Genomic DNA, 21,591 nt, shown 5'->3' on the forward strand with positions numbered 1-21,591 from the left:
CGCGGGAGGACAAGGAGATGCGCCAGGATTGGGTGCTGCGCGGCTTCCGTCAGTTCGACGCGCCGGTCTGCGTGATCGTGACCTATGACAAGGTGCTGGACGGCAGCGACGACACGCCCTTCGATTGCGGCGCCGTGACGACCGCCCTGGTCAACGCCGCCTGGTCGCGCGGGCTGGGCGCGGTGATCAACAGCCAGGGCATCATGCAGTCGCCGGTGGTGCGCGAGCACGCCGGGATCGCCGACGATCAGGTGATCATGAAGAGCATTGCCCTGGGCTGGCCCGACGAGACCTTCCCGGCGAACGCGGTGGTGTCAGAGCGAAAGGCGGTGGCCGAGGCCGCCGTCTTCGTCGGCTTCGACGACTAAGGCCGCCGCCTAGAGTGGATCTGGCCGACGAGGCCCGGGTCCACTCCGGTCATGGAGGGTGTCTATCTGGCTAAGGTCGGGGGCGATGCTCGCACTAGGGAAGGCGATCGGTCTGTCTCGGGGATACACCCGATATTCGCCGCCTCTCGTTCCGCCAGACACTGCCCGCCCTAGTGGAGCAGGCACATGGCGATCATCTCGGCGACAAGTAGCGTGGGCGACCCGAACGGGGGCGCCCTGACCAGGGAGCAGCTTGACCAGCGGACGCTGTACCGGCGGGCCGTCGAGGCGGTCATCTGGGGCATGCCCGCGGTGAACTACGACCGGATGCTCCAGTCTTTCATCGCGGCCGGCGGCGGAGCAAACCAAATCGCCTACTGGTCGAGCCTGCTCGACGGGCTCAACCAAACTCTCACGCCCAACCCGGACACGGTCTACGTCAATCCGTTCTTCGACACGCGCGAGGTCGGCCCGATGGTGCTCGAGATTCCCCCGGCTGGAGCGGGATCGATCACGGGCAGCATCGATGATTGCTGGCAAAATGCGCTGGAGGACGTTGGGCCGGCGGGGACGGACAAGGGGGCCGGCGGCAAGTACCTCATACTGCCGCCCGACTATGATGGGAGCGTGCCCGACGGCTACATTCCGGTCAGGTCCGACACCTATCAGGGCTTCGCAATCCTGCGCTCAAACGTGAAAAGCGGCAGCGACGCCGACGTGGCGGCCGCTGTCGCCTATGGGAAGGCAGTCGGCTTCTATCCGCTGTCGGCCGGCCCGGAGGCGCGGGATAGCCGCTACGTCGACCTGTCGGGTGTGCTTTACGACGCCACGATCCAGTACGACCGGCGGTTCTTTCAGTCTCTGGCGCGGATGGTCGAGCACGAACCGTGGCTGTTGCGCGACAAGGCGTTGATAGACCCCTTGCGGAGTCTCGGGATTCGCAAAGGAAGTCCGTTCCAGCCGAATGACGCGGCCGGGGCGCTGCTTGATGCGGCGGCCCTCGAGGCCCGGGCCTGGCTCGACGCCCACTACGAGGATGTATTCGATCCGCCATTCTATCCCGGGGGACATTGGGCCCTGCCGGCGGTTGCTGAAGTCGTGGAGGGGATGCCGAACTTCTTCGCCGACCCGAACGCGTACCCGGTCGACGGGCGCGGCGTCACCTATTCGATGGCGTATTTCAGCGCCAAGCATCTCGGCGCCGGGCAGTTCTATCTGATGACTACGCGCGACCGCGAAGGTCGCCCGTTGGACGGCGGAGCGGCCTACAGGTTGCACGTCCCCGCCAACGCGCCCGTTCGCCTCTATTGGTCGGCCACAGCCTACGACCGCGAAACCCACGCGCTGATCCGGGATGTGGCTCGCGCCAGCCGAGCGTCGAACAGTCCGGAGATTCAAGCCAACCCGGATGGCTCAGTGGACGTCTGGTTCGCACCTGATCCCCCGCCCGGGAAAGAGGGCAATTGGACCCCGACCCGGCGCGACCGGGGGTTCGAGGTGTTGTTCCGCATCTATGGCCCCGAGAAGCCGTTCTTCGATAAGCAGTGGATTTTGCCCGACATTGAGAAGGTCCAGTGACCCGCTGACCCAAATGTGAGGAGGCCAGTATGGCGCCGACACCCCTGCCTGCGGCGCAGATCGCCGCCACGACCGTGCAGAGCCGCATCGGCGAACTGCAGTTCACCCATGATTTCGCCAATGGCTACCCGACCGCCGAAACGCTGGAAAAGTTGTTCGACGAGCGTGACTTTCAGCGGGCTTGCCAAGCGTATCTATGGGCGCTGCCCATCGTTTCGTTCGCGGCTTGGCAGCGCGGCCAGGCCGAACAGCTCGGCGCCGCCAACGGCCAGGTCGTCGCCTATCTGAGCTACAAGGATAAGCTCGGCATCCTCACGGCGAACGCCACGACGCCGTACTATATCGCCTTCATCGACCTGACGAAGTCCGGGCCCTTTGTCGTCGAGCTGCCGGACGAAGGCATCCGCGGCGGACTCACCGATTTTTGGCAGCAGGCGCTACCCGGCAGCACCAGCGGGGGGCGCTACCTGATGGTCGGTCCGGGGCAGGAGGAACCGGCCGACGCTGCGGGCTACACCGTGCTTCGGACCCCGACCACCAACGCTCTGTTCGGAATGCGGATCACGGCGACAGATCCGGCTGCGAAGGCGCAAGCCCTGTCCAAGCTGAGACTTTATGCTCACGCCGACCGCGCCAATCCCCCCGCGACGAACATCGTGGAGGCGGCGGATCGACCGTGGACCGGCATGCCGCCGCGCGGGATCGACTACTGGAAGCTGCTCAGCCTGGTGATCAACCGCGAGCCGGTGGCTGAGCGCGACTGGTTCTTCCACGAGATGCTGAAGCCGCTGGGCATCGAAAAGGGCAAGGCCTTGGCACCGGACGCGCGGCAGGAAAAGCTGCTCGCCGAGGGCGCCCTGGTGGGGGAGGCGATGGCGAAGGCCAACACCGCCGATCGCCGGTTCGGCAGCCGCTATCGCCCCGATGCCACGTGGGATCATGCGCTCAATCTCGACGCGGACGATCCCGATGAATACTGGACCCGCCTCGATGAGCGCGCGTCCTGGTTTTACGAGGCGGTGTCGGCCGCCGCCGACATGTCGCCAAAGCGACCCGGGACTGCGTCCTCGACCTATCTGGGGGTTTATCGCGACGCCGCCGGCGAATGGCTCGACGGTGGACACGCCTACCGGCTGCGGGTGCCTCCGGATGCGCCAGCGAACCTCTTCTGGTCGGTTACGGTCTACGACGTCGATACGCGCTGCCTGATATTGAACGACCAACAGATCGCCGACCGCTCATCGCGCATGGATTTGAAGCGGAACGCCGATGGGTCGGTGGATATTTGGTGCGCGCCGACGCCGCCCGAAGGGTTCGAGCAGAACTGGATCCCAACCGTGCCCGGCAAGAACTGGTTCGCCTATTTCCGTCTCTACGAACCGACCCAGCCGTATTTCGACGCCAGTTGGCCGCTGCCGGATTTCGAACGGATGGATTGACCTGTCACTTGCTGAGCCAGCTTGGCAGGGTGGGGCGTGCCGTGAAGCGGACTTCGCCTTCGCGCTGAAGGGTGGTGACGAGCGGATCTCCGACTTATCGGTCGCTCAGCCTATAGTTGGCGCGGCTGGCGGCGTCTGACGATCTGGCGCGCCGCGGCCGCTTTGGTGATCCGCCTGGGTTGGGCCGAACTCCCGATGCACGTGACTTGGCGCATCGGCTTCACCATGAGCCTGTTCATCGATTGTTGGCTTTCCCCGATGATGTGTCTCTGCAAAGCAGTCTGAAGATGGGTGTGCTCGCGGGGGCGCTGGCGTCTGGCCTGGCCGGATGGCTCATTCTTCGCGTCGTCCGCGGCCGACCGATTGAAACTGACGAAGAACAGGCCGCCGCCCCGGCGCGCGGCGGCGGAAATTGATGGAGCGAGCTATGCAAACGACACTCTCCGACTGGCTAGCTCTTCAGGAAACATCGTCCGCCCCCCTTCAGCGCGGGCTGGAGCAGGTCGCCGAAGCCTGCCGTGTGATCGCCGGGCTGGTGGAACGCGCTCCGCTTGAGGGCCGTCTGGGCGCACTTACGACGACCAACATCCAGGACGAGGTGCAGAAGGCGCTCGACCTCGCCTCCAACGACGTCTTTCTCGACCTCTGCGGTCAGGAGCCGGTCTTCGCCGGTTTCGCCTCCGAGGAACTGGACGATGTGAGCATGGGAACGCAGGGCGGAGACTTCCTGCTGGCGTTCGATCCGCTCGACGGGTCCAGCAATATCGAGGTCGCAATGTGCGTGGGCTCGATTTTCTCCGTGCTGCCCGCGCCGGACGCGGCCAGAGGGCGAGCGATCCAGGCGGAGGACTTCTTGCAGCCCGGCCGAAATCAACTCGCCGCCGGCTATGCGCTGTACGGACCTCAGGCCATGTTCGTCCTCAGCGTGGGGGCCGGCGTCGCTGGTTTCACGCTCGACCGCGACAGGCGCGAGTGGATCTTGACCCACCCGGACATGACCGTGCCCGAGGAGAGCGGCGAGTATGCGATCAACTCATCCAACGAGCGTCATTGGAAGCCTGGGCTGCGCCAGTTCATGGCCGCCGTGCAGGTCGGGCGAGAGGGTCCGCTAAAGCAAGACTTCAACATGCGATGGACCGCCGCGATGGTCGCGGACGTTCACCGCATCCTGGTTCGAGGCGGTGTCTTCCTCTATCCCGCCGACAACCGGCCAAAGGTCGCCAACGGAAAGCTGCGGCTGCTCTATGAGTGCGCGCCGATGGGCTGGCTGGTGGAGCAGGCCGGCGGGGTTGCGTACGGCGCGAACGGGCCGGTCCTGAATGTCCGACCATCCTCGCTTCATCAGCGTTCGCCGATCGCGCTCGGATCGCGGCGAGTGCTTGAGCAGGCCTGGGCCGAGTACCTTGTGTCCGACGGAGCTGCAGAAGGGTAGTTCTACCCGCCTGAGGATCCGCCTGAGGGTCGCCTATCGTTGCGAAGTCCCGCCGGTTCCCGGGACGAACAGCAGGTCAGACCAGCGCCAGTCGTTCTCGCCCAGCACCAGGCGGGCCGAGCCGGAGCCGTCCTTGAGCGAGACCACGACCAGGCCGCGGACGCGTTCCTTGCGACAGGCTTCAGGCGCAAAGCCGATTTCCCACATCATCGCCTCGCGGACGGCGGCCAGGCCGCCGCCTTCCTGGCCGGGATGACGGACCCAGCCGCCGTTCCAGACCATGATCGCCTTGCCGCGATGAACCTGGGTGACCGCGCTTTGGACCATCGGGTCCTTGCGCAACGCCCGTTGCAGCCGCGCCAGCATGTTGCAGTCACCGCCGCCTTCGCCCGCCCCTGTGCCCGATCCGCCGCCGGAGCCTGAGCCGGCGGTGGCCGCGCCGGCCAGTTGCGCCTCGCTGACCTCCACGGCGGTGTCGGCGGCCGGGGCCTCGGTCGCCGGGAGCGGCTTGATGTCCGGGGGCGCGGGCAGGACCGCCTTGCGCGCCTTGATCGGGCTGCGTTTCGGCGGCGTCGGCTTGGGGACTGGCGGGGGGGGGACCGGCGGGGTGGGGGTTGCAGGCGCAGGCGGGGCCGGCGCGGGATCGGGCGTCGGGACCGGAACTGGGACTGGGGCCGGGACCAGGAAGCGGGGGGCGACCAACTCCACGACCACCGGCTCCGACATCACAGCCATCGGCGGGGTGGGCGCTGCATTGAGCAGCGCCAGCACGATCAGCCCGTGGAATGCGAGGCTGGCCGCCGCGGTCAGGGGACGGCGCCGTTTTGCGAGTTCGCGGCGCGTACGAGCCGCGAAACTTGAAGGGTCGCTCACGGCGCCGGTCCGATAGAGGCCTAGGCCAGGACGATCAGGACGACACGGCGGTTGGCTTCGCGGCTGGCCTTGCTGGCGCCTTCGCCGACCGGCGAGTCGGCCCCGTACGAGATGGTGCTGATCCGGTTCAGGGCGACGCCCTGCTTGCTCAGATAACGGCGGACGGCTTCGGCGCGAGCCTCGCCCAGGCGATAGGCGCCGGCCTTGCCCTCAGTGGCGTCGGTGTGGCCCTGGACCTCGATATAGACGTTGCGGTTGTCGCCCTTCAGCTTGCTGACGAAGGCGTCCAGCCGCGATTGGGCCTCGGCCGACAGGGTCGATTTGCCAGGGGCGAACTTGATGCTGTCGTCGGAAAGCATCGGGGCATAGACGAACTTGCCCTCGGCCAGCTTGCCGGCGGCGTCGGCTCGCTGAAGCGCCTCGCGCGCCGTGGCGTCGACGCCTTGGATGCGGGTTTCATGGTTGTCCACGCGGGCGGAGACCACGCCGACCTGTTCGTTGACGAAGTCCTTGGTGGCGCAGCCGGCCAGGCTCGTGGCCCCCAGCAACATCGCTCCGGCGATGGCGATTTTCGGCATGTTCAGCAGCATGAGAAGTCCCTCCAGATGGGTTCATTCGAACCGCAGTTATTCCCTCAATGAGCGACTGCATCGGGTCCGAAGAGGGCGGTTTGTGGGCGTAGCTTGGCTGTAGGGTTGGCTCGAAACGTGAACCTGAGGTCCAGTCAGGGCGTTAACTGTCCCAGCTACGCACGGCTCGCCGTGCGCCGGGACCACGCTCGAGCTGGCTTGGAGGGCTGTGGCGTGAATTTCAGGATGAGAATCGCGGCGCTGGCTGCGCTCGGTCTAGCCTCGATCGGAGGCTCTGCGGCTCAGGCCGCGCCGTTTGATGCGATCAGCTTCCGCAAGGGTGAGAGCGCCCTTTTCTATGATGTCGGCAGCGTCACCCGCGACGGGATCAACGCTCACGCCTGGGTCTATCTGATCGTCCGCACGCCGATGGACGGGGCGAGCATGGTGGCGACCTATCGGGAATTTGGATGCGACATGGGCCGAACCCGCGACATCTCGCGGCGGTTCGTGTCGCCTGAGGGCGCGACGCTGCGCGCCGTGGAGACGCCGGGCGAGTGGCAGACGGTCAACCCCGGCGATGACCGCTTCGATCTGCTGGACAAGGTCTGCGCCGGCAAGCCGACCCGGGTGTCTGGCCAGCGCATGTCGATCTTCGATTTTCAGGCGGTGGTCCGCGAGGCGCTGATGTACGGGCCCAAATAGAACGACGGCCCCGCCGCTCGGCGAGGCCGCGTCCCGCCCCTCAACCGCCTACGCCTAGCAGGCGTATTGGCGGGTGACGGTCATCGGGCGACCGCTGTAGCGGTCATAGACCCGATCGCGGCTGGTGCAGACGCGCGAGCCGTAGGCGTAGCGGCCCTGGTCATACGCATAGGGGCGTTGCCCGCCGTAGTAGGACTGGCCGCCGTAGGGCTGCTGGTAGTAGCCGTTGTTGTAGGCTCCGCCGTAACCCTGTTGGTAGTAGCCGTTGTCGTAGTAGGACGAGCTGCGCTTGTTGCTGCTCGAACTGGCCAGGGCCGCGCCGATGGCCAGGCCCACGACCCCGGCGGCGATGGCGACGCCCGCGTCGTTGTTGTTGTTCTTGTGGCCGTTGTAGTAGCGATATGGGTCGGCCTGGGCCGGGCCCGCGACCGCGGCGACGCCGCCGGCGACCGTCAGGGCCGCCACTGCTGCTGTGAGAATTTTTCTCATAATGACCTCCTTCCGGCTCGGTCCAAGTGAGGATGCCGGATTTCAGGATGCAGTTTCTCAATGCGCGCCTGAATGCAGGCTGAATGGCCGCACCGTCATCGGCGCGCCTTGATGACGCCTTATGCGTTTGGCTAATGGCGCGCCCCGCATTCGGGCGACTTGATGGAGTTCTTCGTGATCAAACTTCCCATGGTGATCGTTGTCGCGGCCCTGGGTCTGGCGGCATGCCAGCCGGGCCAGAAGAGCGCGAGCGGAGCCCAAGGCGGCGACCCCTATGCCGGGCTCGACGGCGCCATCAAGACCTGGCACGCCGAGATCAAGAACACCGACGCCCAGTGCAAAGATCGCCCGGACGACCAGAAGTGCCAGGGCTTTGCGGTCGCCTGCAAAGGTGAGCGGAAGATCACGCCGGACGAAGCCGCAGCCGGCATGACCGCCAAGGTGGCGGTGGCCATGGGGTGGGAGAACTGGGACACCCAGCGTTCGGAATACCGTTCGTCCTCGAACACGGCCGAGTTCCAGAAGGTCGGCGGCGAGTGGAAGCGGTTGGCGACCGGCCCGGTCAACCTCTCGACCTGCGTGGCGTCCTAAGACTCGCGCCGCCCATAGGGCGATAGGGCTGGATCTTCGGCGACGCAGGTCAGGAGCCAGTCGCGAAAGGCCCTGATCTTCGGCGCGCGGGCGCGGTCGGCCGGATAGGCCAGCCAGTAGCCGTCGTCATAGTGGGCGTAGATCTCGAAGGGCGTGACCAGGCGGCCGGCGGCGATGTCGCTGGCGAAGAAGAACGGGCAGGCTAGGGCGACCCCCTGGCCGCCAATGGCTGAGGCGACCTCCAGGGTCTGGCTGTCGCCCGTCAGGCGCGGAAGCGCCGAGCTTTGCTGCCGGGCCCCAACGCCGGCGGCGGCGAACCAGACCTCCCATTCCTCCGGCACGCCGATCAACGACGCGTTCAGCAGGTCTTCCGGCCGCGCCAGGCCGCCTAGCCGCTCGCGCATGGCCGGGGTGCAGACCGGGGTATGGATGTTCGGGAACAGGTAGTGGCTCTGCAGGCCTGGCCAGTTTCCGGACCCGCTGCGCAGCGCGACGTCGACATTCTCTCGCGCCAGATCGACGACGCGCGACGAGGTGTCGAGCCGCACGGCGATCTGCGGGTGCTGGAGCTGGAAGGAGCCGATCCGCGGGGCCAGCCACTGGTTGGCGACGGTGGTCAGCGAGGTGATCGCCAGCACGCCCTCGTCGGTCTCGCTCAGGTCGGTCAGGGCGGTGCGCAGGATGGTCATGGCCTGGGTCGCCGCATTCGAGAGCCGCTCGCCCGAACTGGTCAGGGCCACCTCCCGGGGCAGGCGCAGGAACAGCGCCTGATCCAGCCGGCGCTCCAGCGCCTTCACCTGCCAACTGACCGCGGCCTGGGTGATCCCCAGTTCCTCAGCCGCGCGGGTGAAGCTCTTCAGGCGGGCGGCCGCCTCGAAGACTCTGAGCGCGTTGAGCGGAATGGAAGCGAGGATGTCTGCCATAAGGTGTGCTTATGCTTACAGCAGGAGCACGCGTTTGTCATCTACCGCCGCTCTACCGATAATCCCTTTACTGAAAAGGATTTCGAGGAGCCCGGAGATGGAAGAGCTGCACAGGTTGCATAAGGACGTTCCCTTTGGCTGGGTCGCCTGGCTGCAGGAACTGTTCGCCGAACGGGCGCGCAGGGCCGCTGTTCGTGACACGCGCGTCCCGATCACGCGGATCGGCCAGCATCCGGGTGATCTGCATCACGTGGCCGGGCCGCACTAGGCGCACGTGACCAAGCGGCCGGTCTCGTTGAGGCGCGCCGTCGATATGTCTAAAGGAATGTTGAGGCGCGCCTGAAGACGGCGCGCAGCTACTCGGCCGGGTCGAGGTCCTGGAAGTAGGGCTCGACGGCGCCTTGCAGCTTCACAGTCATGGCGTTGCCATTGCGGTCGACGGTCTTGCCGACGCTGAGCCGCACCCAGCCTTCGCTGACGCAGTACTCGTCCACATTGGTCTTTTCGACGCCCTTGAAGCGCACGCCGACGCCGCGCTCAAGCGCAGCAGCGTCATGGTAGGGGCTGGCCGGGTTGACGGACAGGCGGTCGGGCGGGGTCTGGGCGTCGCTCATGGCGCCCGATTAGCGTTCCCTGGCCAGATTGCCAATCCTCGATCGGCGGCGACGCAGGGTCGCTGGCCCTCGCCGGTGAAGGCGAGGGCCCTGGACGTTATTTCTTTTCGATAGCTTCGGCGGTCTTATCGGCCTGCTTTTCGACAGCGTCGGCCTGGGCGCGCATGGCGTCGGCGCTGGCCTCGCCCTGGGCTTCGACCGCGGCGCCTTGGCCTTCGGTGCGGGCTTCGATGCCATCGGCCTTCTGTTCGAGAGCGTCGGCCTTCATTTCGCCCTGGGCCTCGACGGCGTCGGCTTGGGCGTCGGCCACCTTGTCGGCGGGCTTGCTGCAGGCGGCGAGGGACAGGGCGGCGACGGAGGCGAGGGCGAGAACGGTCAAACGCATGGAGAGCATCCTTTGAGTGGGCATAGGGCTCTTAAGCGCGCGAAAGCCGGTTCCGTTCACTTGGCCGTGAGATATCCGTCAACACGGCCTTAAGTTCATCGCCGCAGACTTGCTGAGCCCCAGGTTTTCGGGGCTGCTTGCGACCCGGAGGTCGGCATGTCGGTGACGAGGACGTCGAGCGTCCGCCGCAGCAGTGATCACTTTGAGCCGGAGGCGCCGCTCGACCCCCAGGCGCAGCGTCGCCTGCGCGGCCAGATCGAGCAGATCGACTACACGGCCTATGCTTCGAACCGCGAGGTGATCGGCCAGGTGTTGGGCCAGGCCGACGCGGCCAAGTTCCAGAAGCTGGCGGTCGGAGCGGCGTTGGCGCGCGCGCAATGGGTGGCCGAGGCGCTGGCCCTGACTGAGACGCCCCATCCATTGACCGCTGAACAGACGGCCAAGCTCGCCAGGATGCGCTCGGCCTATGAGGAACTGACCGAAGCCTATGAGGCCATGCGGCGCATGGTCGAGCGTGGATACCTGACCTTGGGCGCCTAGCCCTTCTCAGGTGTTCCGCTGAGCGGGCCGCAGATCTTGCCTGATTGCGAGGGCGTGGGAGCCAGCGAAACTGGCCGGCCAGCACTTAGCTTGAGGGGGCGTTTATGCCTGCCGACCGCAAGGGACTACACATAGCCCCGGTCCTGCCGACCGACATGGGCACGATGCGGACTATCATGGCCGCCGACCGGACCCTGATGGCCTGGATCCGAACCTCGCTGTCGATGCTCAGCTTTGGCTTCACCATCTACAAGTTCCTGGAAGGCGCGGCCCAACAGAACATGCTGCCCCGTTCCGGGACCCCGCAGGATGTCGGCTTGTTCCTGGCGGGTATGGGCACGCTATCGATGGTTCTTGGGCTGTTCAGCTATTGGACGACGCTGAAGGACCTGCGGCGCACCGAGGAGTTTCGGCTGGGCCGCCCAACCTTGCTGATCGGCGTCATCATGACCATCGCGGGGGTCGTAATGTTCTTGGGGATCTCCGTACGGGCGATCTGAGGGGCTTACACCCTGGCCGAATTTCGCGGCTCTCGATGACAAGGCCCCGATGGCGAGGGTCTCCGCGCCGATGACACTGATCGCCGGAACCGCCGACGAGCAGTTCGACGCCGCCGCTTGCTGCCCGGAGTTCGCCACTACGGCATGGCGAGCGACCCTCGCATGATGGCGGGCATCGCCGCTCAGTTCGCGGGTGAGACGCCGTCCTGATCAGGCATCGGCAGAGTTCGTCGCGGCGGCGTCCGGTTTGAGCGAACGGCGCTCGGCTTGTGCGATCGAGCGGGCCAAAGCCGCCGGCACACACAGCCAATGAGGATTTCCCGTGACCCACATGACAAGGCCCGCGCCGCGCGGCCGCGCTTTCATTCTGCCTGGCCTAGCCCTGGCGGGCGTTCTGATGCTTAGCAGCGTCGAGCCAGCCGCCGCCGCGGTCATCTCAACCCTGCCCGAAGGGGTGGCTCAGGCCTTCCCGACCGGAAACATCTACGCCAACTCTCCGCGCACTTTCGGCGACGGGGTGACCTACAACGTCAAGACGCTTGCCGGGGGACAGGCCTCCTCGCACTTCGGTGCGACAGGCGCCTACAGCTTCTCCGGGTCCAACTCCTGGTCGGGTACTCCCTACGCGGCCTTTGGGCTGCAGACCGCCATCATGAGCTTCAGCTTCGCCGATCCGGTTTCCGCGGCGCTGGCGGAGTTCAACTGGTCGCGCAACGGCACAACGACCACGCCGATTACGTTCCGCGCCTACAACAGCGCCGGCAAGCTACTGGAAAGCCTGAATTTTTCGGCGAACGATCCGGCCCATTTGAGCGGATTCCACGGCTTCCAGCGGGCGTCGAACGACATCAGCCGCTTCGAGGTCGAAGGCTATTGGGTCGGCGCGCGCAACCTCTCGACCTTCACCGAGACGGTCTCGGCGGTGCCTGAGCCGGCGACCTGGGCGATGATGATCATCGGCTTCGGCGGGGCCGGCGCGGTGATCCGCCGCCGGCGCGTCGCGTTCGCCGCGGCTGCATGACCCACGTGAAAAGGCCCGCCTCCATTGCTGGAAGCGGGCCAATTTCGTTCAGCCTTGCGGCCTAGGCGGCGCTGAAAGCGTTCCGGCGACGCGAGGTGCGCACCATCTAGACCACCAGCCGCGTGTCGTCTGGGCGCGCCGCCAGGATGACGGCGACGCCGCGCAGGGCCTCGGCCAGGACCGACTGCTTGGCCGGGCCGCCGAGCGAAATCCGCAGGCCGTTGGGATGGACCTGTCCGGCGGCGAAGGCGTCGGCGGTGACCAGGGACAGGCCGCGGCGATGGGCGACCTCGCGCAGGCGCTCGCCCGGCCAATGGTCGGGGAGGTCTAGCCACAGGTGGATGCCGTCAGCCTCGCCCTGGGCCTGGGGCAGGATCGCGCGGGCGATGGCTTGGCGCTCGGCGGCCTCAGCGCGGATCGCGGCCAGCAGACGTTCGGCCGCACCCTCTCGGATCCAAGCGGTGGCGATCGCGGCGGTGAGCGGGGAGGCCATCAGCGAGATCGCGCGCAGGGCTTCGGAGAGATCGCGGGCGGCCCCCGGGGTGGGCGCGGCGACGAAGGCGGTGCGGAGCCCTGGCGACAGGCACTTGGACGTCGTGGCGACGTACCAGGTCAGGTCAGGGGCGAAGGTGGCGAGCGCGGGTAGCGGGGCGACCGGCAGGCGGCCGTAGGCGTCGTCCTCGATGATCGCCACACCGGCGGCGCGGGCGATCGCCGCGACCTCTCGACGGCGCTCCAGCCCCATGGTCGTGGCGGTGGGGTTCTGCAGGGTGGGGATGCAGTAGATCGCCTGGGGGCGCTCCTGCGCGCAGAGCCGGGCGAGGTGCTCGGGCGCGAAGCCCTGGCTGTCGACGGGGCAGGGGACCAGTCGCAGGCCCAGATGCGCGGCCAGGGCGCGCACGCCCGGATAGGTCAGGGGCTCGACGATCAGCGCATCGCCCCGGCGCGTGATCATGCCCAGGATCGTCGCGAGCGCAGTTTGGGCGCCTGGCGTCACCAGCATCCGTTCGGGCGAGACCTCGCCCAGGCAAGGCGCCAGCCAAGTCGCAGCGGCCGCCTTCTGAGCGACCGAACCGGCGCCGGGGTGGTAGGCCATCAGGGCCTGGGCGTCGGTGCGTTCAAGCACCGCGCGGGCGGTGTCCTTGAGCAGCGTCCCGAAGTTGAGGCCCTTGGATGGCGGCGGCAGGTTCATGCTGAGGTCGACCATGCCGACCTCGTCGTCCGCCGGACGGCCAGCGACGAAGGTGCCGCGGCCGACCGCGCCCTCCACCAGCCCGCGTGCGCGGGCGGCGCTGTAGGCCCGGGTGACGGTGGTGAAATCGACGCCGAGCACGCTGGCCACGGTGCGTTGCGGGGGCAGTTGTTCGCCGGGCTGCAGCTCGCCGTCGGCGATCGCCGTTTCCAGCGCCCGGAGAATGGCGAGATAGATCGGGCCGTCGGCGCGATCGACGCGGCGCAGCCATCTGGCGGTGGTCAATTCGGGCGCCACGGTTGCCTTTCCCGGTCGGTGTCCATACATTGGTATAAGAATGTAGGTATCAATACAACAATTGTATGCAGGACGTTTCGATGCCCTCCTATGATCCTCCCGCGCCGATCATCTCGGGCCTGCGCTGCCGCTGCCCCCGTTGCGGGGAGGGCAAGCTGTTCCGCGGCTTCCTGACGGTGGCCAAGGAATGCGACGCGTGCGGGTTGGACTACTCGTTCGCCGACCCGGCCGATGGTCCGGCCTTCTTCGTGATGACCGCCGTCGGCATGGTGGTGATCGCGGTCTTCACCTGGGTCGAGGTCGCCTATCACCCGCCGTTGTGGGTGCATTTCGTGACCGTGTTCCCGGCGCTGATCATTGGCTGCCTGGGCAGCCTGCGGCCGGTGAAGTCCTGGATGGTGGCCTCGCAGTTCTTCCACAAGGCCGAGGAAGCCAAGTTCTCCAGCCTGGGCGCGCACGGCGAAGGCGGCTTTGGCCTGCGCCACAAGCCTCGCGACTAGGCTCCTCGCGGCCGCGTCGGATGTCCGAGATAGGCGCGGCCCAGACGGACGAGCTCGTCCTCGAACTCCTGCGACAGCAGGAAGTCTGCGCCCTCCAGCACGGCGGCGCGCATCGCTCCCTGGACCGCGCGGGACAGCACGAAGGCGGTGACGCGCGATAGGGGCTGGCCATCGGCGTCACGAAACGCGCCCTGCACCGCCTCATACCCCTCCAGCAGATCCCTGGGATCGTTGTTGGCGTAGAGGGCCGTGACGGCCAGGCGCCTGGCCTCGGTTCGGTCGCTGAAGGCGTGAAGGAAGGCGCGGATGATGGCCCGGTCGCGGGCCAGACCACCGGTTTCGCCGGCCAGGACCGTCTCCACCGCCTTTTCGAAAGCCGCCTTTTCCTGGCGAGCCAGGGCGGCGATGATCGACTGCTTGTCGGGGAAGTAGCGATAGAGGGTGCCGATGCTGACCCCGGCCCGTTCGGCGAGCGCATTGGTGTTGAACCCACTTTCGCCGACGCTCTCCAGAAGCTGAGCCGCGGCTTCCAGAATGATGTCGAGCGTGGCGCGAGATCGCGCCTGGGATGGGATTTTCCGCGCGTTTTCAGTATCTTTCATGCGAAAGCTCGCGATCCGTCCAGTCTGGGCAACCTGAGTAACAGAAGCTGAGCTTCGCTCATATTCTGGCGTCTTCACGATTGCTGGAGACTGCTATGACCTGGGCGACCGACCGACTTGAGGCGTTGAAATCTGGCGTGGCGAGCGTGCCGCCAATCGTCGAGACGCTGAAGCTGGGGCTGCTGGACGACTGGGGCGAGGGGTGGGTCCGCAAGAGCTGGGCGCCGGCGCCGGAGCTCAAGACCGGCGACGGGTCGCTGTTCGGCGGCTACCTGGCCGCACTGGCCGATCAGGTGTTGAGTTTTGTGACCATGACGGTGGTGCCGGACGGGATGCTGTACCGTACGACCAATCTGCATGTGAACTTCCTGCGGGTTGGACGCACGCAGCCGCTGAAGATCGAGGCCCGCGTCGTGGCCCAGACCCGGCAGATGATTACGGTGCGAGCCGAGTTTCGACGCCAGGACGGGGAACTGATCGCCGAGGCGAGCGCCCAGCAGTTCCTGATGACCCTCGAGCACTGGCCGGCCGAGCGCGAGGCGCTGGAGACGATTGCGAAGGCCGACGCGGCGCTGGCCGGCTAGGGCGTCGTTTCGGGGCGACGCAGCTCATAGACCCGATGGGTTTCGTCGACCCCGCGCGCCGGGGCGTGGACAATGCGGTCGCCCACCGGCGTGAGGCCGAGCGCGCGCATTGTCTTGAACGACGCCTCGTTGCTGAGCTGGGCGCTCGCCTCCATCACCTGTGCGGGGAAAAAGCGCCAAAAGGCCGGCGCAGCGGCGCAGGCGGCCTCGCGCATGTAGCCGAAGCCGTGGCAGTCCTCGGCCAGATGGTAGCCAAGCTCCATGCGCTGCGGGTCGTCGGGGCTGAGCCCGCAGCCGAGGCCGCCAATCACGCGTTCGTCGTCACGGCGGACGAGCGCGTAGAACACTCGGTCCCCCCGCGCCATCCCCGCCCGCGACCTCTCGATCCTCTGCAGGGCGATCTGCGGCGTCATCGGATCGGGCCAGGAGATCAGCCACCTGGTCACCGCGGGCGTCATGTTCCGCGCCAAGGCGGTCGCGTCGGAGGGCTCGAAGCAGCGTAGGGTGAGACGTTCGGTCTCGATGTTCGGCCAAGCAGGCTTCATCGGCCCTCCCTTTGGATGACCGCAAGCCTAGCGGATTCGCCGGCGGCTTGATCGCGCGTCGATCAGCGGGGATTGTGCGGAGCGGAACATGACGAGGGCCGGCCGCCATGACTGTTGACGACGGCCATCTTGATCGACGCCGGCGCGTCCACGGCTCGCTTTCCGCGCGGCTCGCCGGGCTGAGCGATCAGCAGCTGACCGGACTGTTGGACCATGGGACGTCTTGGCACGCCCACATACATGGCAACCAGTCGAGCGTGGTTGAGATCGAAGGCGCGCAGGTCTTCGTGAAGAAGATCGCGCTCACCGACCTCGAGCGGGAGAATGAGGGGGCGACCGCCAACCTGTTTGGCCTGCCGGGCTTCTACCAATATGGCGTCGGGTCGGCGGGGTTCGGGGCGTGGCGCGAGCTCGCCGCCTATCTGAAGGCCAGCGCTTGGGCGCTGTCGGGCGAGCACGACCGCTTCGCGCTGGTCTATCACTGGCGCGTATTGCCTAGGCCCCAGCGTCCGCAACTGACCGAACGGCAATTGGACTGGCTGGAGAAGGCGCCGGCCTATTGGGGCGGTTCGGACGCGGTGCGTGCGCGGCTGGACGCGATAGCCGCGGCCTCGGCTACGATCGTGCTCTTCCTGGAATATGTGCCGCAAACGCTCCACGCGTGGCTGGGCGAACGCCTGGCGAGTCAGGAGATGGACGCAGCGTCGGAAGGAAGAATTCTGCGGCTCTACGAGCAGATCCAGGACACTGCGGCGTTCATGAATGCACGCGGGATGCTGCACTTCGACCTGCACGCCTTCAATGTGCTCACTGATGGGGAGGGGGCGTATGTGGCGGACTTTGGGCTGGCGCTCTGTGCGGACTTTGACCTGTCGCCGTCCGAGCGCGCCTTTTTCGAAGCTCACCGCCTCTATGATCGTGGATTTGTAGCCTGGAACTTCCTCGACCAGCTCAGGTCGAAGGACACGGCGCCAGCGTTGACGCCCGCCTTGGCCGCGTTGGTGGAGCGCTGGGCGCCGGTTGCGAACGTGGTGGGATCCTTCATCGACAAGCTGGGCGAGGAGAGCAAGACCGCGCCCTATCCCGCCGCAGAACTCGAAGCTGCGTTGGCCGACAACTAGGAAGCGACCTGGCGCGTTTCCTTCGGAACGCCGGGAATAGAGCCGCCGAAAGGAACATGTGATGGCGAAGAACACGATTTGCGTCTGGTACGAGAAGGACGCCGAGGCCGCCGCCCGCTTCTATGCAGAGACCTTTCCTGACAGTGCGGTGACCGCCGTGCGACGGGCACCGGGCGACTACCCTAACGGCAAGGAGGGGGACGTGCTGACGGTCGAGTTCACGGTGGCGGGTGTCGCCTGCCTTGGACTGAACGGCGGGCCGGCTTTCAAGCATACCGAAGCCTTCTCCTTCCAGATCGCCACTGACGACCAGGAGGAGACCGACCGCTATTGGAACGCCATCGTCGGCAACGGTGGCGCGGAAAGCGCCTGCGGCTGGTGCAAGGATCGCTGGGGGATCTCCTGGCAGATCACGCCGCGCGTCCTGACCGAGGCGATGGCCGCGGGCGGCGACGAGGCCAAGCGCGCGTTCGAGGCCATGATGACCATGGGGAAAATCGACGTCGCGGCGATCGAGGCGGCGCGGCGGGGGTGAGGCGCCGCCTGACGGCCGCTAATAATTTTGCGGTCGATGGGAACGCTCCGCCGCCCAGTGGATTATTCAGATGCGGCGGCCCAAGACGCCCCCCCCGACTAAGTCGCCGCCACCCGACCCCGGCCCTCCAAAAGGAGTGTCGGGGTCTTTCTTTTGGGGCTCGCGGCGTCGGCTGCGACAACAATGACAATTGGCTGAAAAGGAATGGCGCGCCATATAGCGGCCACGTTTTGACGCGGCGCTTCTGCAGCGACGAGGTCGGCCTGTGGGGACAGGCAAAGGGCGCTTCCGAGTTGTCGGAAGCGCCCTTTTTCATGGCTGGAGTTTTGGAATGGGGCGCCTAGGGAAATACCTGATGGGCAGCAAGGCCGGCCCCGATCAGAGTGGCGCTAGCTAAGCCACAAGGTCACCCGCCATGACAGCCATCGGCGACAAGCTCATGCCGGCTTCGGTGGACTTCCCATCGGACAAGCAGCGGCTGTTCGTGCGGTACTTCACCGGAATCCTGATCGACCTGGTGGTGCTCAACCTGTTCGACGAGTTCTCGGACCGAGTGACCATCGACTCGTTCTCGATATCGTTGCTGGCGGCGGTGCTGCTGCAGTTCCTGCTGAAGTTGACGATCGCGGTGGAGCACCAGGTCGGCAAATACTTCAGGGCGCGGACCGGCCGCACAATGGTCTTCCTGCGCTTTTTCTTTGCGTGGCTGGTGCTGTTCGGATCCAAGTTCGTGATCCTGGAGGCGCTCTCCATGGTGTTCGGGGACAAGGTCAAGTTCACCGGCATATTCCATGGGATGCCCGCCTTGATCCTCGTGGTGGTGGCCATGTTGGTCGCCGAAGAGGCGGTCGCGCGCATCTATCGCCAGCTCAAGTGAACCTAGGGGACCACCCTAGAAGATGACTCGTTCCTGGCCCCACCAAAGGGGCGAGCGCGACAGGTCGATGAAGCGTTGCCCGTCTTCCAGCAGCAGCCGGCCGGCGGCCTTGGCCGCCTCATCGTCGGCGCCCGCCATGTCCTCGAAGCTGTCCCACCAGAGTTGCGCCACGCCGTCATAGCCTTCGGGGCCGCCGCGCACGGCCTGCAGGCTGGCTGAGATTTCGGCCGGCAGGCTGTGGAGCTGGACGTAGCGGCGGATGCGCAGGGCCTCGCGCACGCTGGCGACCAGCGGAGCGTGGGTTTTGAACCAGTAATCCTGGAAGCTCTCGCGAGTGAACTCGGGGCGTCGCACCAGGGCGAAGGTCAGCTTGATCATGGCGGTGGGTCCCCTGAAGCGATGGCGCGTGCGAAACTGTCTGCCGCGCCGGGTGTGAACTCAAGTGATCGCCTTTGCGCGGACCACGTAGCGGAGCGGGCCGGACACCTTGGCGTCCAGCGGCCAGCAGGTGGCCAGGACCAGCTTGGTCCCCTTGGCGTGGGGATCGATCCCCGAGGCGTCCCAGCGCACGACCTGGCCGCCGGTGACTTCGAAGCGGGCGAGCTGGCCATCGGCGCGGGTCACGAGGATCTCGTCGCCGGGGCGGACCTTGGCCAGGAAGGCGAAGTGGGTGTCGCGGTGGGCGGCGTAGACCGCCGCGCCCCGTTCGCCGGCCTTGGGCGTGCCGCTCAGGTGGCCGGGGCCGAAGGCCAGGGCCTGGCCGCTGGCGCCTTCCAGGACGATGGCGCTGGCCTTCAGGCGGGGAACCTCGATCTTGGCGACCGGCCAAGTGTCGGCCCAGGCCCAGGGCTTCACGGGCTTGCCGGTGGCGACCGACTGGGCGAACGCGCGCTCCAGCAGCACTTGGGCCAAGGCCGCCTTGGCGTGGATCCAGAGGCCCTGACCCATCATCACCAGGCCGATCAGCAGGATCGTCGCCCCGAGGACGGCGATGGGGAGCCGCCTTGCGGCGGCTCCTTTCATCGGTTGGCGGCTCATGCGGCCTCTCCAGGCCGGCGACGGAGGACGAAGATCATCAGGGCCGAGCCAAGGATCGCCAGGGCCAGGCCGCTCCACAGGCGCAGCTCGGCGTCGGTGGCGGTCTGCGGCAGGTCCAGGCCGTTTTCGGCCAGCTCAGCGCCGCCAGCCTTGGCGTGCCTCACGGTGTCGCCGAACAGGGCGTCGAAGTCCCAACCGGCCGGCAGGTTCAGCGGCAGGTCGGCGCGGACCAGGGGCGTGCCCTCCGGCCGGCTGGGCGTGCGATCGACGGCGACCAGGCTGGTCTGGCTGCTGACCAGCTTGTGGGCCAGGGCGACCTCCAGGATGCGGGCGTCGGCGCGCTCGTCGCTAAGCTGGCGCAGGGTGCGGGCGACCTCGGCGTCGGTGATCTCGCGGCGGGCCCAGAGCTTGGAAATGCCTTGGCCGGGAACCGCCTTGGCCAGGGCTAAGTCGATGCTCCAAGGCTTGCCGTCGATCAGGCCGGCGATGGTCATGGCGCCTTTCAGTTCGCTGACCTTGGCGGCGACCACGACCGGCTCGCCGCGATAGAGGTCGGGCAGGACGGCCGGGGTGATGTCGGAGGTCACGCCGTTAAGGGTGGCGGTCAGTTCGGTGGCGACCGGTTGCTCCAGCTTGGTGAACAGCTCGCGCATCCGGGTCTCGACCTGGGCGGTGGAGCCGATGTGGGTGAAGGTGCCGCGGCCGATCTCCGAGGCGCGGGTCATCAGGAAGCTGTTGGGGGCCGAGCCGATGCCGACCATGAACACCCGCGAGCGGCCCTTGCCTTGGCCAACGGCCTCCAGCAGTTCCTGGTCGTTGCCGATCTCTCCATCGGTCAGGAAGACCACCTGGCGGATGTAGCGTTCGTCGGTGGGACGCGGGTCGGCCAGGGCGGCCCTCATCGCCGGCAGCATCTCGGTGCCGCCGCTGGCTTCCAGGCCCGTCACGAAGTCCTGGGCGGCTTTCACATTGCCGCCGTCGGCCGAGACGGTGTCGGCGAACAGGGTTTCCATGGTGTCGTCGAAGCGCACGACGTTGAAGCGGTCGGCGGGCTTCAGGCGGCCGAGGGCGTAGACCAGGCTGGCCTTGGCCTGGCGCATGGACTCCCCGCCCATGGAGCCGGAGTTGTCGATCACGAAGACGATCTCGCGGGCGGGCTGGCGGCTGCTGGCGGCCTTGGAAGGCGGGGTCAGGAAGGCGAGCACATAGTCTTCGCCGTCGATGGTTTCGCGGAACAGGCTCGCCTGGGGGCCGGCGAACAGCGAGGGCTTCCAGGTCAGTTCGAAGTCGCGGTCGGCGGGAACGTCGCCCGACTTCAGGGTGATGGTGCGGCCGCCCGCGCGGTCGCTGGCGTTGTTGATCGCGTGGAAGCTGCTGGAGACGTCGCCGAGCGAGAAGCCGGGTTGCAGGTGAACGGTGATCGAGACCGGGTTGGTCTTGCCGTGGACGCGCGGGTCCAGGATGACGGGGGCTTCCAGCACGGCGCGATCTGGCACGGGGTCTGAGCCATCGGCGCGGACGCCGGGATTGTAGCGAGGCCCGACGACCAGCGGCACGCGCAGGGAGTAGACGCCGGAGGATTGGCGCACCGGCGCCTGATACTCAATCTGGACCAGCACGGTTTCGCCTGGGCCGACATTGGCGACAGCGGTGGTGAACATGTTCGGGCGCTGCTGCTCGATCAGGCCGGCCTTCTGGCCGTCGGCCTTGGCGGTCTCGTAGATCTCGCGGGCCTGGGCCTTGGGCTTGATCTCGCCGACGATCACGCGGTCGCCGACCACCAGCTTGAGGCTATCGACGGCGCCGTCTTCCGGCATCGGATAGAGATAGACCGCCTCGACCCACTGCTTGGTCGGGTTGCGGAACGCCTGGGTGATCTTGCCTCGGACCGTGGGGCCGCTGACCGTCAGGTCGACGTCGGTCCCGAGCCGGATGGCCTGAAGCGGGGCGCCGTCCTTGCCCTGAACCAGCAGTGAGCCGGACTGGACGCTGTCCTGTTCGCCATCATCGTTCTGGGCGCTGACCTGGCCGGCCAGGGCCGCCAGCATCAGCAGCGCGGCCAGCAGCGGCAGGGCCAGCCGCAGGCCTCGCTGGACCCAGATGTCGCCGGGGCCGCCGGCGCCCAGCGTCTTCGTCAACATCGCCGATAGCGCGTTCATGTCACCTCTCCACGGCCCGGGAAGCGGGCTCGCCTTCTTGTCCGCGCAAGGGGGTGCGCACGGTGAGCGTCATGATCTGGCGATCATCGCCAGGCTCCGCACCGGCCGGCTTGC

At 66.9% G+C, this 21,591-nt stretch carries 27 protein-coding genes; 15 read left to right on the forward strand and 12 right to left on the reverse strand.

Annotated elements, in window-relative coordinates; all coding sequences use genetic code 11:
• The 4 genes from Q8M13_RS09500 to Q8M13_RS09515 form a co-directional block, all read left to right on the forward strand.
• Positions 1 to 368: nitroreductase family protein (locus Q8M13_RS09500; RefSeq protein WP_305299652.1), on the forward strand; the 368-nt coding region annotated here is incomplete at its 5' end.
• 186 nt (positions 369 to 554) lie between these two features.
• Positions 555 to 1,946 (forward strand): DUF1254 domain-containing protein, encoded by a 1,392-nt coding sequence (locus tag Q8M13_RS09505; RefSeq protein ID WP_305299653.1) that lies wholly within the window; start codon positions 555 to 557, stop codon positions 1,944 to 1,946.
• A 29-nt stretch (positions 1,947 to 1,975) separates the two neighbouring features.
• On the forward strand, positions 1,976 to 3,385 hold the full coding sequence (locus tag Q8M13_RS09510) for a DUF1254 domain-containing protein (RefSeq protein ID WP_305299655.1): 1,410 nt from the start codon (positions 1,976 to 1,978) through the stop codon (positions 3,383 to 3,385).
• A gap of 427 nt (positions 3,386 to 3,812) precedes the next feature.
• Positions 3,813 to 4,817, forward strand: a complete 1,005-nt coding sequence (locus Q8M13_RS09515) for a class 1 fructose-bisphosphatase (protein WP_305299656.1) — start codon at positions 3,813 to 3,815, stop codon at positions 4,815 to 4,817.
• Positions 4,818 to 4,850: 33 nt separating this feature from the next.
• Here the strand turns inward: Q8M13_RS09515 and Q8M13_RS09520 are convergent, their stop codons facing one another.
• Both Q8M13_RS09520 and Q8M13_RS09525 read right to left on the reverse strand, forming a co-directional pair.
• Entirely contained in the window at positions 4,851 to 5,690 is an 840-nt protein-coding gene (locus tag Q8M13_RS09520; RefSeq protein ID WP_305299658.1) for a hypothetical protein, read from the reverse strand.
• A 20-nt stretch (positions 5,691 to 5,710) separates the two neighbouring features.
• The gene (locus tag Q8M13_RS09525; protein WP_305299660.1) at positions 5,711 to 6,280 is read right to left on the reverse strand and encodes an OmpA family protein; all 570 of its coding nucleotides are present in this window, start codon (positions 6,278 to 6,280) and stop codon (positions 5,711 to 5,713) included.
• Between the two features lie 225 nt (positions 6,281 to 6,505).
• On the opposite strand from Q8M13_RS09525, the gene Q8M13_RS09530 reads away from it, so the two are divergent.
• Complete coding sequence (locus tag Q8M13_RS09530; protein ID WP_305299661.1) at positions 6,506 to 6,964, forward strand: surface-adhesin E family protein; 459 nt, start codon at positions 6,506 to 6,508, stop codon at positions 6,962 to 6,964.
• A 54-nt stretch (positions 6,965 to 7,018) separates the two neighbouring features.
• On the opposite strand, the gene Q8M13_RS09535 is transcribed toward Q8M13_RS09530, so the two are convergent.
• On the reverse strand, positions 7,019 to 7,453 hold the full coding sequence (locus tag Q8M13_RS09535; RefSeq protein WP_305299663.1) for a hypothetical protein: 435 nt from the start codon (positions 7,451 to 7,453) through the stop codon (positions 7,019 to 7,021).
• Positions 7,454 to 7,627: 174 nt separating this feature from the next.
• Between Q8M13_RS09535 and Q8M13_RS09540 the strand changes: the two genes are divergently transcribed.
• Complete coding sequence (locus tag Q8M13_RS09540) at positions 7,628 to 8,044, forward strand: hypothetical protein (RefSeq protein ID WP_305299665.1); 417 nt, start codon at positions 7,628 to 7,630, stop codon at positions 8,042 to 8,044.
• Here Q8M13_RS09540 and Q8M13_RS09545 read toward each other — a convergent pair.
• Positions 8,041 to 8,967 carry a LysR substrate-binding domain-containing protein gene (locus tag Q8M13_RS09545; protein ID WP_305299666.1) on the reverse strand — a complete coding sequence of 309 codons (927 nt, stop codon included), beginning with the start codon at positions 8,965 to 8,967 and terminating at the stop codon, positions 8,041 to 8,043. The genes Q8M13_RS09540 and Q8M13_RS09545 overlap by 4 nt on opposite strands.
• 97 nt (positions 8,968 to 9,064) lie before the next feature.
• Between Q8M13_RS09545 and Q8M13_RS09550 the strand changes: the two genes are divergently transcribed.
• Positions 9,065 to 9,235: a hypothetical protein gene (locus Q8M13_RS09550; RefSeq protein WP_305299668.1), complete on the forward strand. Its 171-nt coding sequence runs from the start codon at positions 9,065 to 9,067 to the stop codon at positions 9,233 to 9,235.
• 88 nt (positions 9,236 to 9,323) lie between these two features.
• On the opposite strand, the gene Q8M13_RS09555 is transcribed toward Q8M13_RS09550, so the two are convergent.
• Both Q8M13_RS09555 and Q8M13_RS09560 read right to left on the reverse strand, forming a co-directional pair.
• Positions 9,324 to 9,581: a DUF3297 family protein gene (locus Q8M13_RS09555; RefSeq protein ID WP_305299670.1), complete on the reverse strand. Its 258-nt coding sequence runs from the start codon at positions 9,579 to 9,581 to the stop codon at positions 9,324 to 9,326.
• Positions 9,582 to 9,678: 97 nt separating this feature from the next.
• Entirely contained in the window at positions 9,679 to 9,966 is a 288-nt protein-coding gene (locus Q8M13_RS09560) for a hypothetical protein (protein ID WP_305299672.1), read from the reverse strand.
• A gap of 156 nt (positions 9,967 to 10,122) precedes the next feature.
• On the opposite strand from Q8M13_RS09560, the gene Q8M13_RS09565 reads away from it, so the two are divergent.
• The 3 genes from Q8M13_RS09565 (at position 10,123) to Q8M13_RS09575 (ending at position 12,027) form a co-directional block, all read left to right on the forward strand.
• Positions 10,123 to 10,506: a hypothetical protein gene (locus tag Q8M13_RS09565; RefSeq protein ID WP_305299674.1), complete on the forward strand. Its 384-nt coding sequence runs from the start codon at positions 10,123 to 10,125 to the stop codon at positions 10,504 to 10,506.
• 104 nt (positions 10,507 to 10,610) lie between these two features.
• Entirely contained in the window at positions 10,611 to 11,006 is a 396-nt protein-coding gene (locus Q8M13_RS09570) for a YidH family protein (protein WP_305299675.1), read from the forward strand.
• A 322-nt stretch (positions 11,007 to 11,328) separates the two neighbouring features.
• Positions 11,329 to 12,027, forward strand: coding sequence for a PEPxxWA-CTERM sorting domain-containing protein (locus tag Q8M13_RS09575; protein ID WP_370870004.1), 699 nt, complete (start codon positions 11,329 to 11,331; stop codon positions 12,025 to 12,027).
• A 106-nt stretch (positions 12,028 to 12,133) separates the two neighbouring features.
• Here the strand turns inward: Q8M13_RS09575 and Q8M13_RS09580 are convergent, their stop codons facing one another.
• Entirely contained in the window at positions 12,134 to 13,516 is a 1,383-nt protein-coding gene (locus Q8M13_RS09580; protein ID WP_305299677.1) for a PLP-dependent aminotransferase family protein, read from the reverse strand.
• 80 nt (positions 13,517 to 13,596) lie between these two features.
• Here Q8M13_RS09580 and Q8M13_RS09585 point away from each other — a divergent pair, with 80 nt between their 5' ends.
• Positions 13,597 to 14,016 carry a DUF983 domain-containing protein gene (locus Q8M13_RS09585; protein ID WP_370870006.1) on the forward strand — a complete coding sequence of 140 codons (420 nt, stop codon included), beginning with the start codon at positions 13,597 to 13,599 and terminating at the stop codon, positions 14,014 to 14,016.
• On the opposite strand, the gene Q8M13_RS09590 is transcribed toward Q8M13_RS09585, so the two are convergent.
• Positions 14,013 to 14,618 (reverse strand): TetR/AcrR family transcriptional regulator, encoded by a 606-nt coding sequence (locus Q8M13_RS09590; RefSeq protein WP_305299681.1) that lies wholly within the window; start codon positions 14,616 to 14,618, stop codon positions 14,013 to 14,015. The genes Q8M13_RS09585 and Q8M13_RS09590 overlap by 4 nt on opposite strands.
• A gap of 95 nt (positions 14,619 to 14,713) precedes the next feature.
• On the opposite strand from Q8M13_RS09590, the gene Q8M13_RS09595 reads away from it, so the two are divergent.
• Entirely contained in the window at positions 14,714 to 15,202 is a 489-nt protein-coding gene (locus Q8M13_RS09595) for a PaaI family thioesterase (RefSeq protein WP_305299682.1), read from the forward strand.
• On the opposite strand, the gene Q8M13_RS09600 is transcribed toward Q8M13_RS09595, so the two are convergent.
• Positions 15,199 to 15,747, reverse strand: coding sequence for a GNAT family N-acetyltransferase (locus tag Q8M13_RS09600; protein WP_305299683.1), 549 nt, complete (start codon positions 15,745 to 15,747; stop codon positions 15,199 to 15,201). The two genes, Q8M13_RS09595 and Q8M13_RS09600, sit on opposite strands and share 4 nt — an antisense overlap.
• A 107-nt stretch (positions 15,748 to 15,854) precedes the next feature.
• On the opposite strand from Q8M13_RS09600, the gene Q8M13_RS09605 reads away from it, so the two are divergent.
• From Q8M13_RS09605 to Q8M13_RS09615, 3 genes are all read left to right on the forward strand, one after another.
• Positions 15,855 to 16,868, forward strand: coding sequence for a hypothetical protein (locus Q8M13_RS09605; RefSeq protein ID WP_305299685.1), 1,014 nt, complete (start codon positions 15,855 to 15,857; stop codon positions 16,866 to 16,868).
• A gap of 61 nt (positions 16,869 to 16,929) precedes the next feature.
• Complete coding sequence (locus Q8M13_RS09610; RefSeq protein WP_305299688.1) at positions 16,930 to 17,403, forward strand: VOC family protein; 474 nt, start codon at positions 16,930 to 16,932, stop codon at positions 17,401 to 17,403.
• A gap of 415 nt (positions 17,404 to 17,818) precedes the next feature.
• Complete coding sequence (locus Q8M13_RS09615) at positions 17,819 to 18,280, forward strand: hypothetical protein (protein WP_305299689.1); 462 nt, start codon at positions 17,819 to 17,821, stop codon at positions 18,278 to 18,280.
• Between the two features lie 15 nt (positions 18,281 to 18,295).
• Here Q8M13_RS09615 and Q8M13_RS09620 read toward each other — a convergent pair whose 3' ends face one another.
• Genes Q8M13_RS09620 through Q8M13_RS09630 form a run of 3 tightly spaced genes read right to left on the reverse strand, consistent with a single transcriptional unit; the run spans position 18,296 to position 21,477 of the window.
• Entirely contained in the window at positions 18,296 to 18,658 is a 363-nt protein-coding gene (locus Q8M13_RS09620) for an EthD domain-containing protein (protein ID WP_305299691.1), read from the reverse strand.
• 60 nt (positions 18,659 to 18,718) lie between these two features.
• Positions 18,719 to 19,318 (reverse strand): class GN sortase, encoded by a 600-nt coding sequence (locus Q8M13_RS09625; RefSeq protein ID WP_305299692.1) that lies wholly within the window; start codon positions 19,316 to 19,318, stop codon positions 18,719 to 18,721.
• Positions 19,315 to 21,477: a marine proteobacterial sortase target protein gene (locus Q8M13_RS09630; protein ID WP_305299693.1), complete on the reverse strand. Its 2,163-nt coding sequence runs from the start codon at positions 21,475 to 21,477 to the stop codon at positions 19,315 to 19,317. The genes Q8M13_RS09625 and Q8M13_RS09630 overlap by 4 nt, the downstream gene beginning before the upstream one ends.
• Positions 21,478 to 21,591: the final 114 nt, after the last annotated feature.

Origin of the sequence: Phenylobacterium sp., from assembly GCF_030681155.1 — a bacterium.
Taxonomy (GTDB): domain Bacteria; phylum Pseudomonadota; class Alphaproteobacteria; order Caulobacterales; family Caulobacteraceae; genus Phenylobacterium.

What these genes read in the sequence shown, in the direction of transcription:
- Q8M13_RS09505 (WP_305299653.1), top strand. Translation starts at nt 555, where the DNA reads ATGGCGATCATCTCGGCGACAAGTAGCGTGGGCGACCCGAACGGGGGC.
- Q8M13_RS09510 (WP_305299655.1), top strand. Translation starts at nt 1,976, where the DNA reads ATGGCGCCGACACCCCTGCCTGCGGCGCAGATCGCCGCCACGACCGTG.
- Q8M13_RS09515 (WP_305299656.1), top strand. Translation starts at nt 3,813, where the DNA reads ATGCAAACGACACTCTCCGACTGGCTAGCTCTTCAGGAAACATCGTCC.
- Q8M13_RS09525 (WP_305299660.1), bottom strand. Translation starts at nt 6,280, where the DNA reads ATGCTGCTGAACATGCCGAAAATCGCCATCGCCGGAGCGATGTTGCTG.
- Q8M13_RS09530 (WP_305299661.1), top strand. Translation starts at nt 6,506, where the DNA reads ATGAGAATCGCGGCGCTGGCTGCGCTCGGTCTAGCCTCGATCGGAGGC.
- Q8M13_RS09535 (WP_305299663.1), bottom strand. Translation starts at nt 7,453, where the DNA reads ATGAGAAAAATTCTCACAGCAGCAGTGGCGGCCCTGACGGTCGCCGGC.
- Q8M13_RS09545 (WP_305299666.1), bottom strand. Translation starts at nt 8,967, where the DNA reads ATGGCAGACATCCTCGCTTCCATTCCGCTCAACGCGCTCAGAGTCTTC.
- Q8M13_RS09550 (WP_305299668.1), top strand. Translation starts at nt 9,065, where the DNA reads ATGGAAGAGCTGCACAGGTTGCATAAGGACGTTCCCTTTGGCTGGGTC.
- Q8M13_RS09555 (WP_305299670.1), bottom strand. Translation starts at nt 9,581, where the DNA reads ATGAGCGACGCCCAGACCCCGCCCGACCGCCTGTCCGTCAACCCGGCC.
- Q8M13_RS09560 (WP_305299672.1), bottom strand. Translation starts at nt 9,966, where the DNA reads ATGCGTTTGACCGTTCTCGCCCTCGCCTCCGTCGCCGCCCTGTCCCTC.
- Q8M13_RS09565 (WP_305299674.1), top strand. Translation starts at nt 10,123, where the DNA reads ATGTCGGTGACGAGGACGTCGAGCGTCCGCCGCAGCAGTGATCACTTT.
- Q8M13_RS09570 (WP_305299675.1), top strand. Translation starts at nt 10,611, where the DNA reads ATGCCTGCCGACCGCAAGGGACTACACATAGCCCCGGTCCTGCCGACC.
- Q8M13_RS09585 (WP_370870006.1), top strand. Translation starts at nt 13,597, where the DNA reads ATGCCCTCCTATGATCCTCCCGCGCCGATCATCTCGGGCCTGCGCTGC.
- Q8M13_RS09590 (WP_305299681.1), bottom strand. Translation starts at nt 14,618, where the DNA reads ATGAAAGATACTGAAAACGCGCGGAAAATCCCATCCCAGGCGCGATCT.
- Q8M13_RS09595 (WP_305299682.1), top strand. Translation starts at nt 14,714, where the DNA reads ATGACCTGGGCGACCGACCGACTTGAGGCGTTGAAATCTGGCGTGGCG.
- Q8M13_RS09600 (WP_305299683.1), bottom strand. Translation starts at nt 15,747, where the DNA reads ATGAAGCCTGCTTGGCCGAACATCGAGACCGAACGTCTCACCCTACGC.
- Q8M13_RS09605 (WP_305299685.1), top strand. Translation starts at nt 15,855, where the DNA reads ATGACTGTTGACGACGGCCATCTTGATCGACGCCGGCGCGTCCACGGC.
- Q8M13_RS09610 (WP_305299688.1), top strand. Translation starts at nt 16,930, where the DNA reads ATGGCGAAGAACACGATTTGCGTCTGGTACGAGAAGGACGCCGAGGCC.
- Q8M13_RS09615 (WP_305299689.1), top strand. Translation starts at nt 17,819, where the DNA reads ATGACAGCCATCGGCGACAAGCTCATGCCGGCTTCGGTGGACTTCCCA.
- Q8M13_RS09620 (WP_305299691.1), bottom strand. Translation starts at nt 18,658, where the DNA reads ATGATCAAGCTGACCTTCGCCCTGGTGCGACGCCCCGAGTTCACTCGC.
- Q8M13_RS09625 (WP_305299692.1), bottom strand. Translation starts at nt 19,318, where the DNA reads ATGAGCCGCCAACCGATGAAAGGAGCCGCCGCAAGGCGGCTCCCCATC.
- Q8M13_RS09630 (WP_305299693.1), bottom strand. Translation starts at nt 21,477, where the DNA reads ATGAACGCGCTATCGGCGATGTTGACGAAGACGCTGGGCGCCGGCGGC.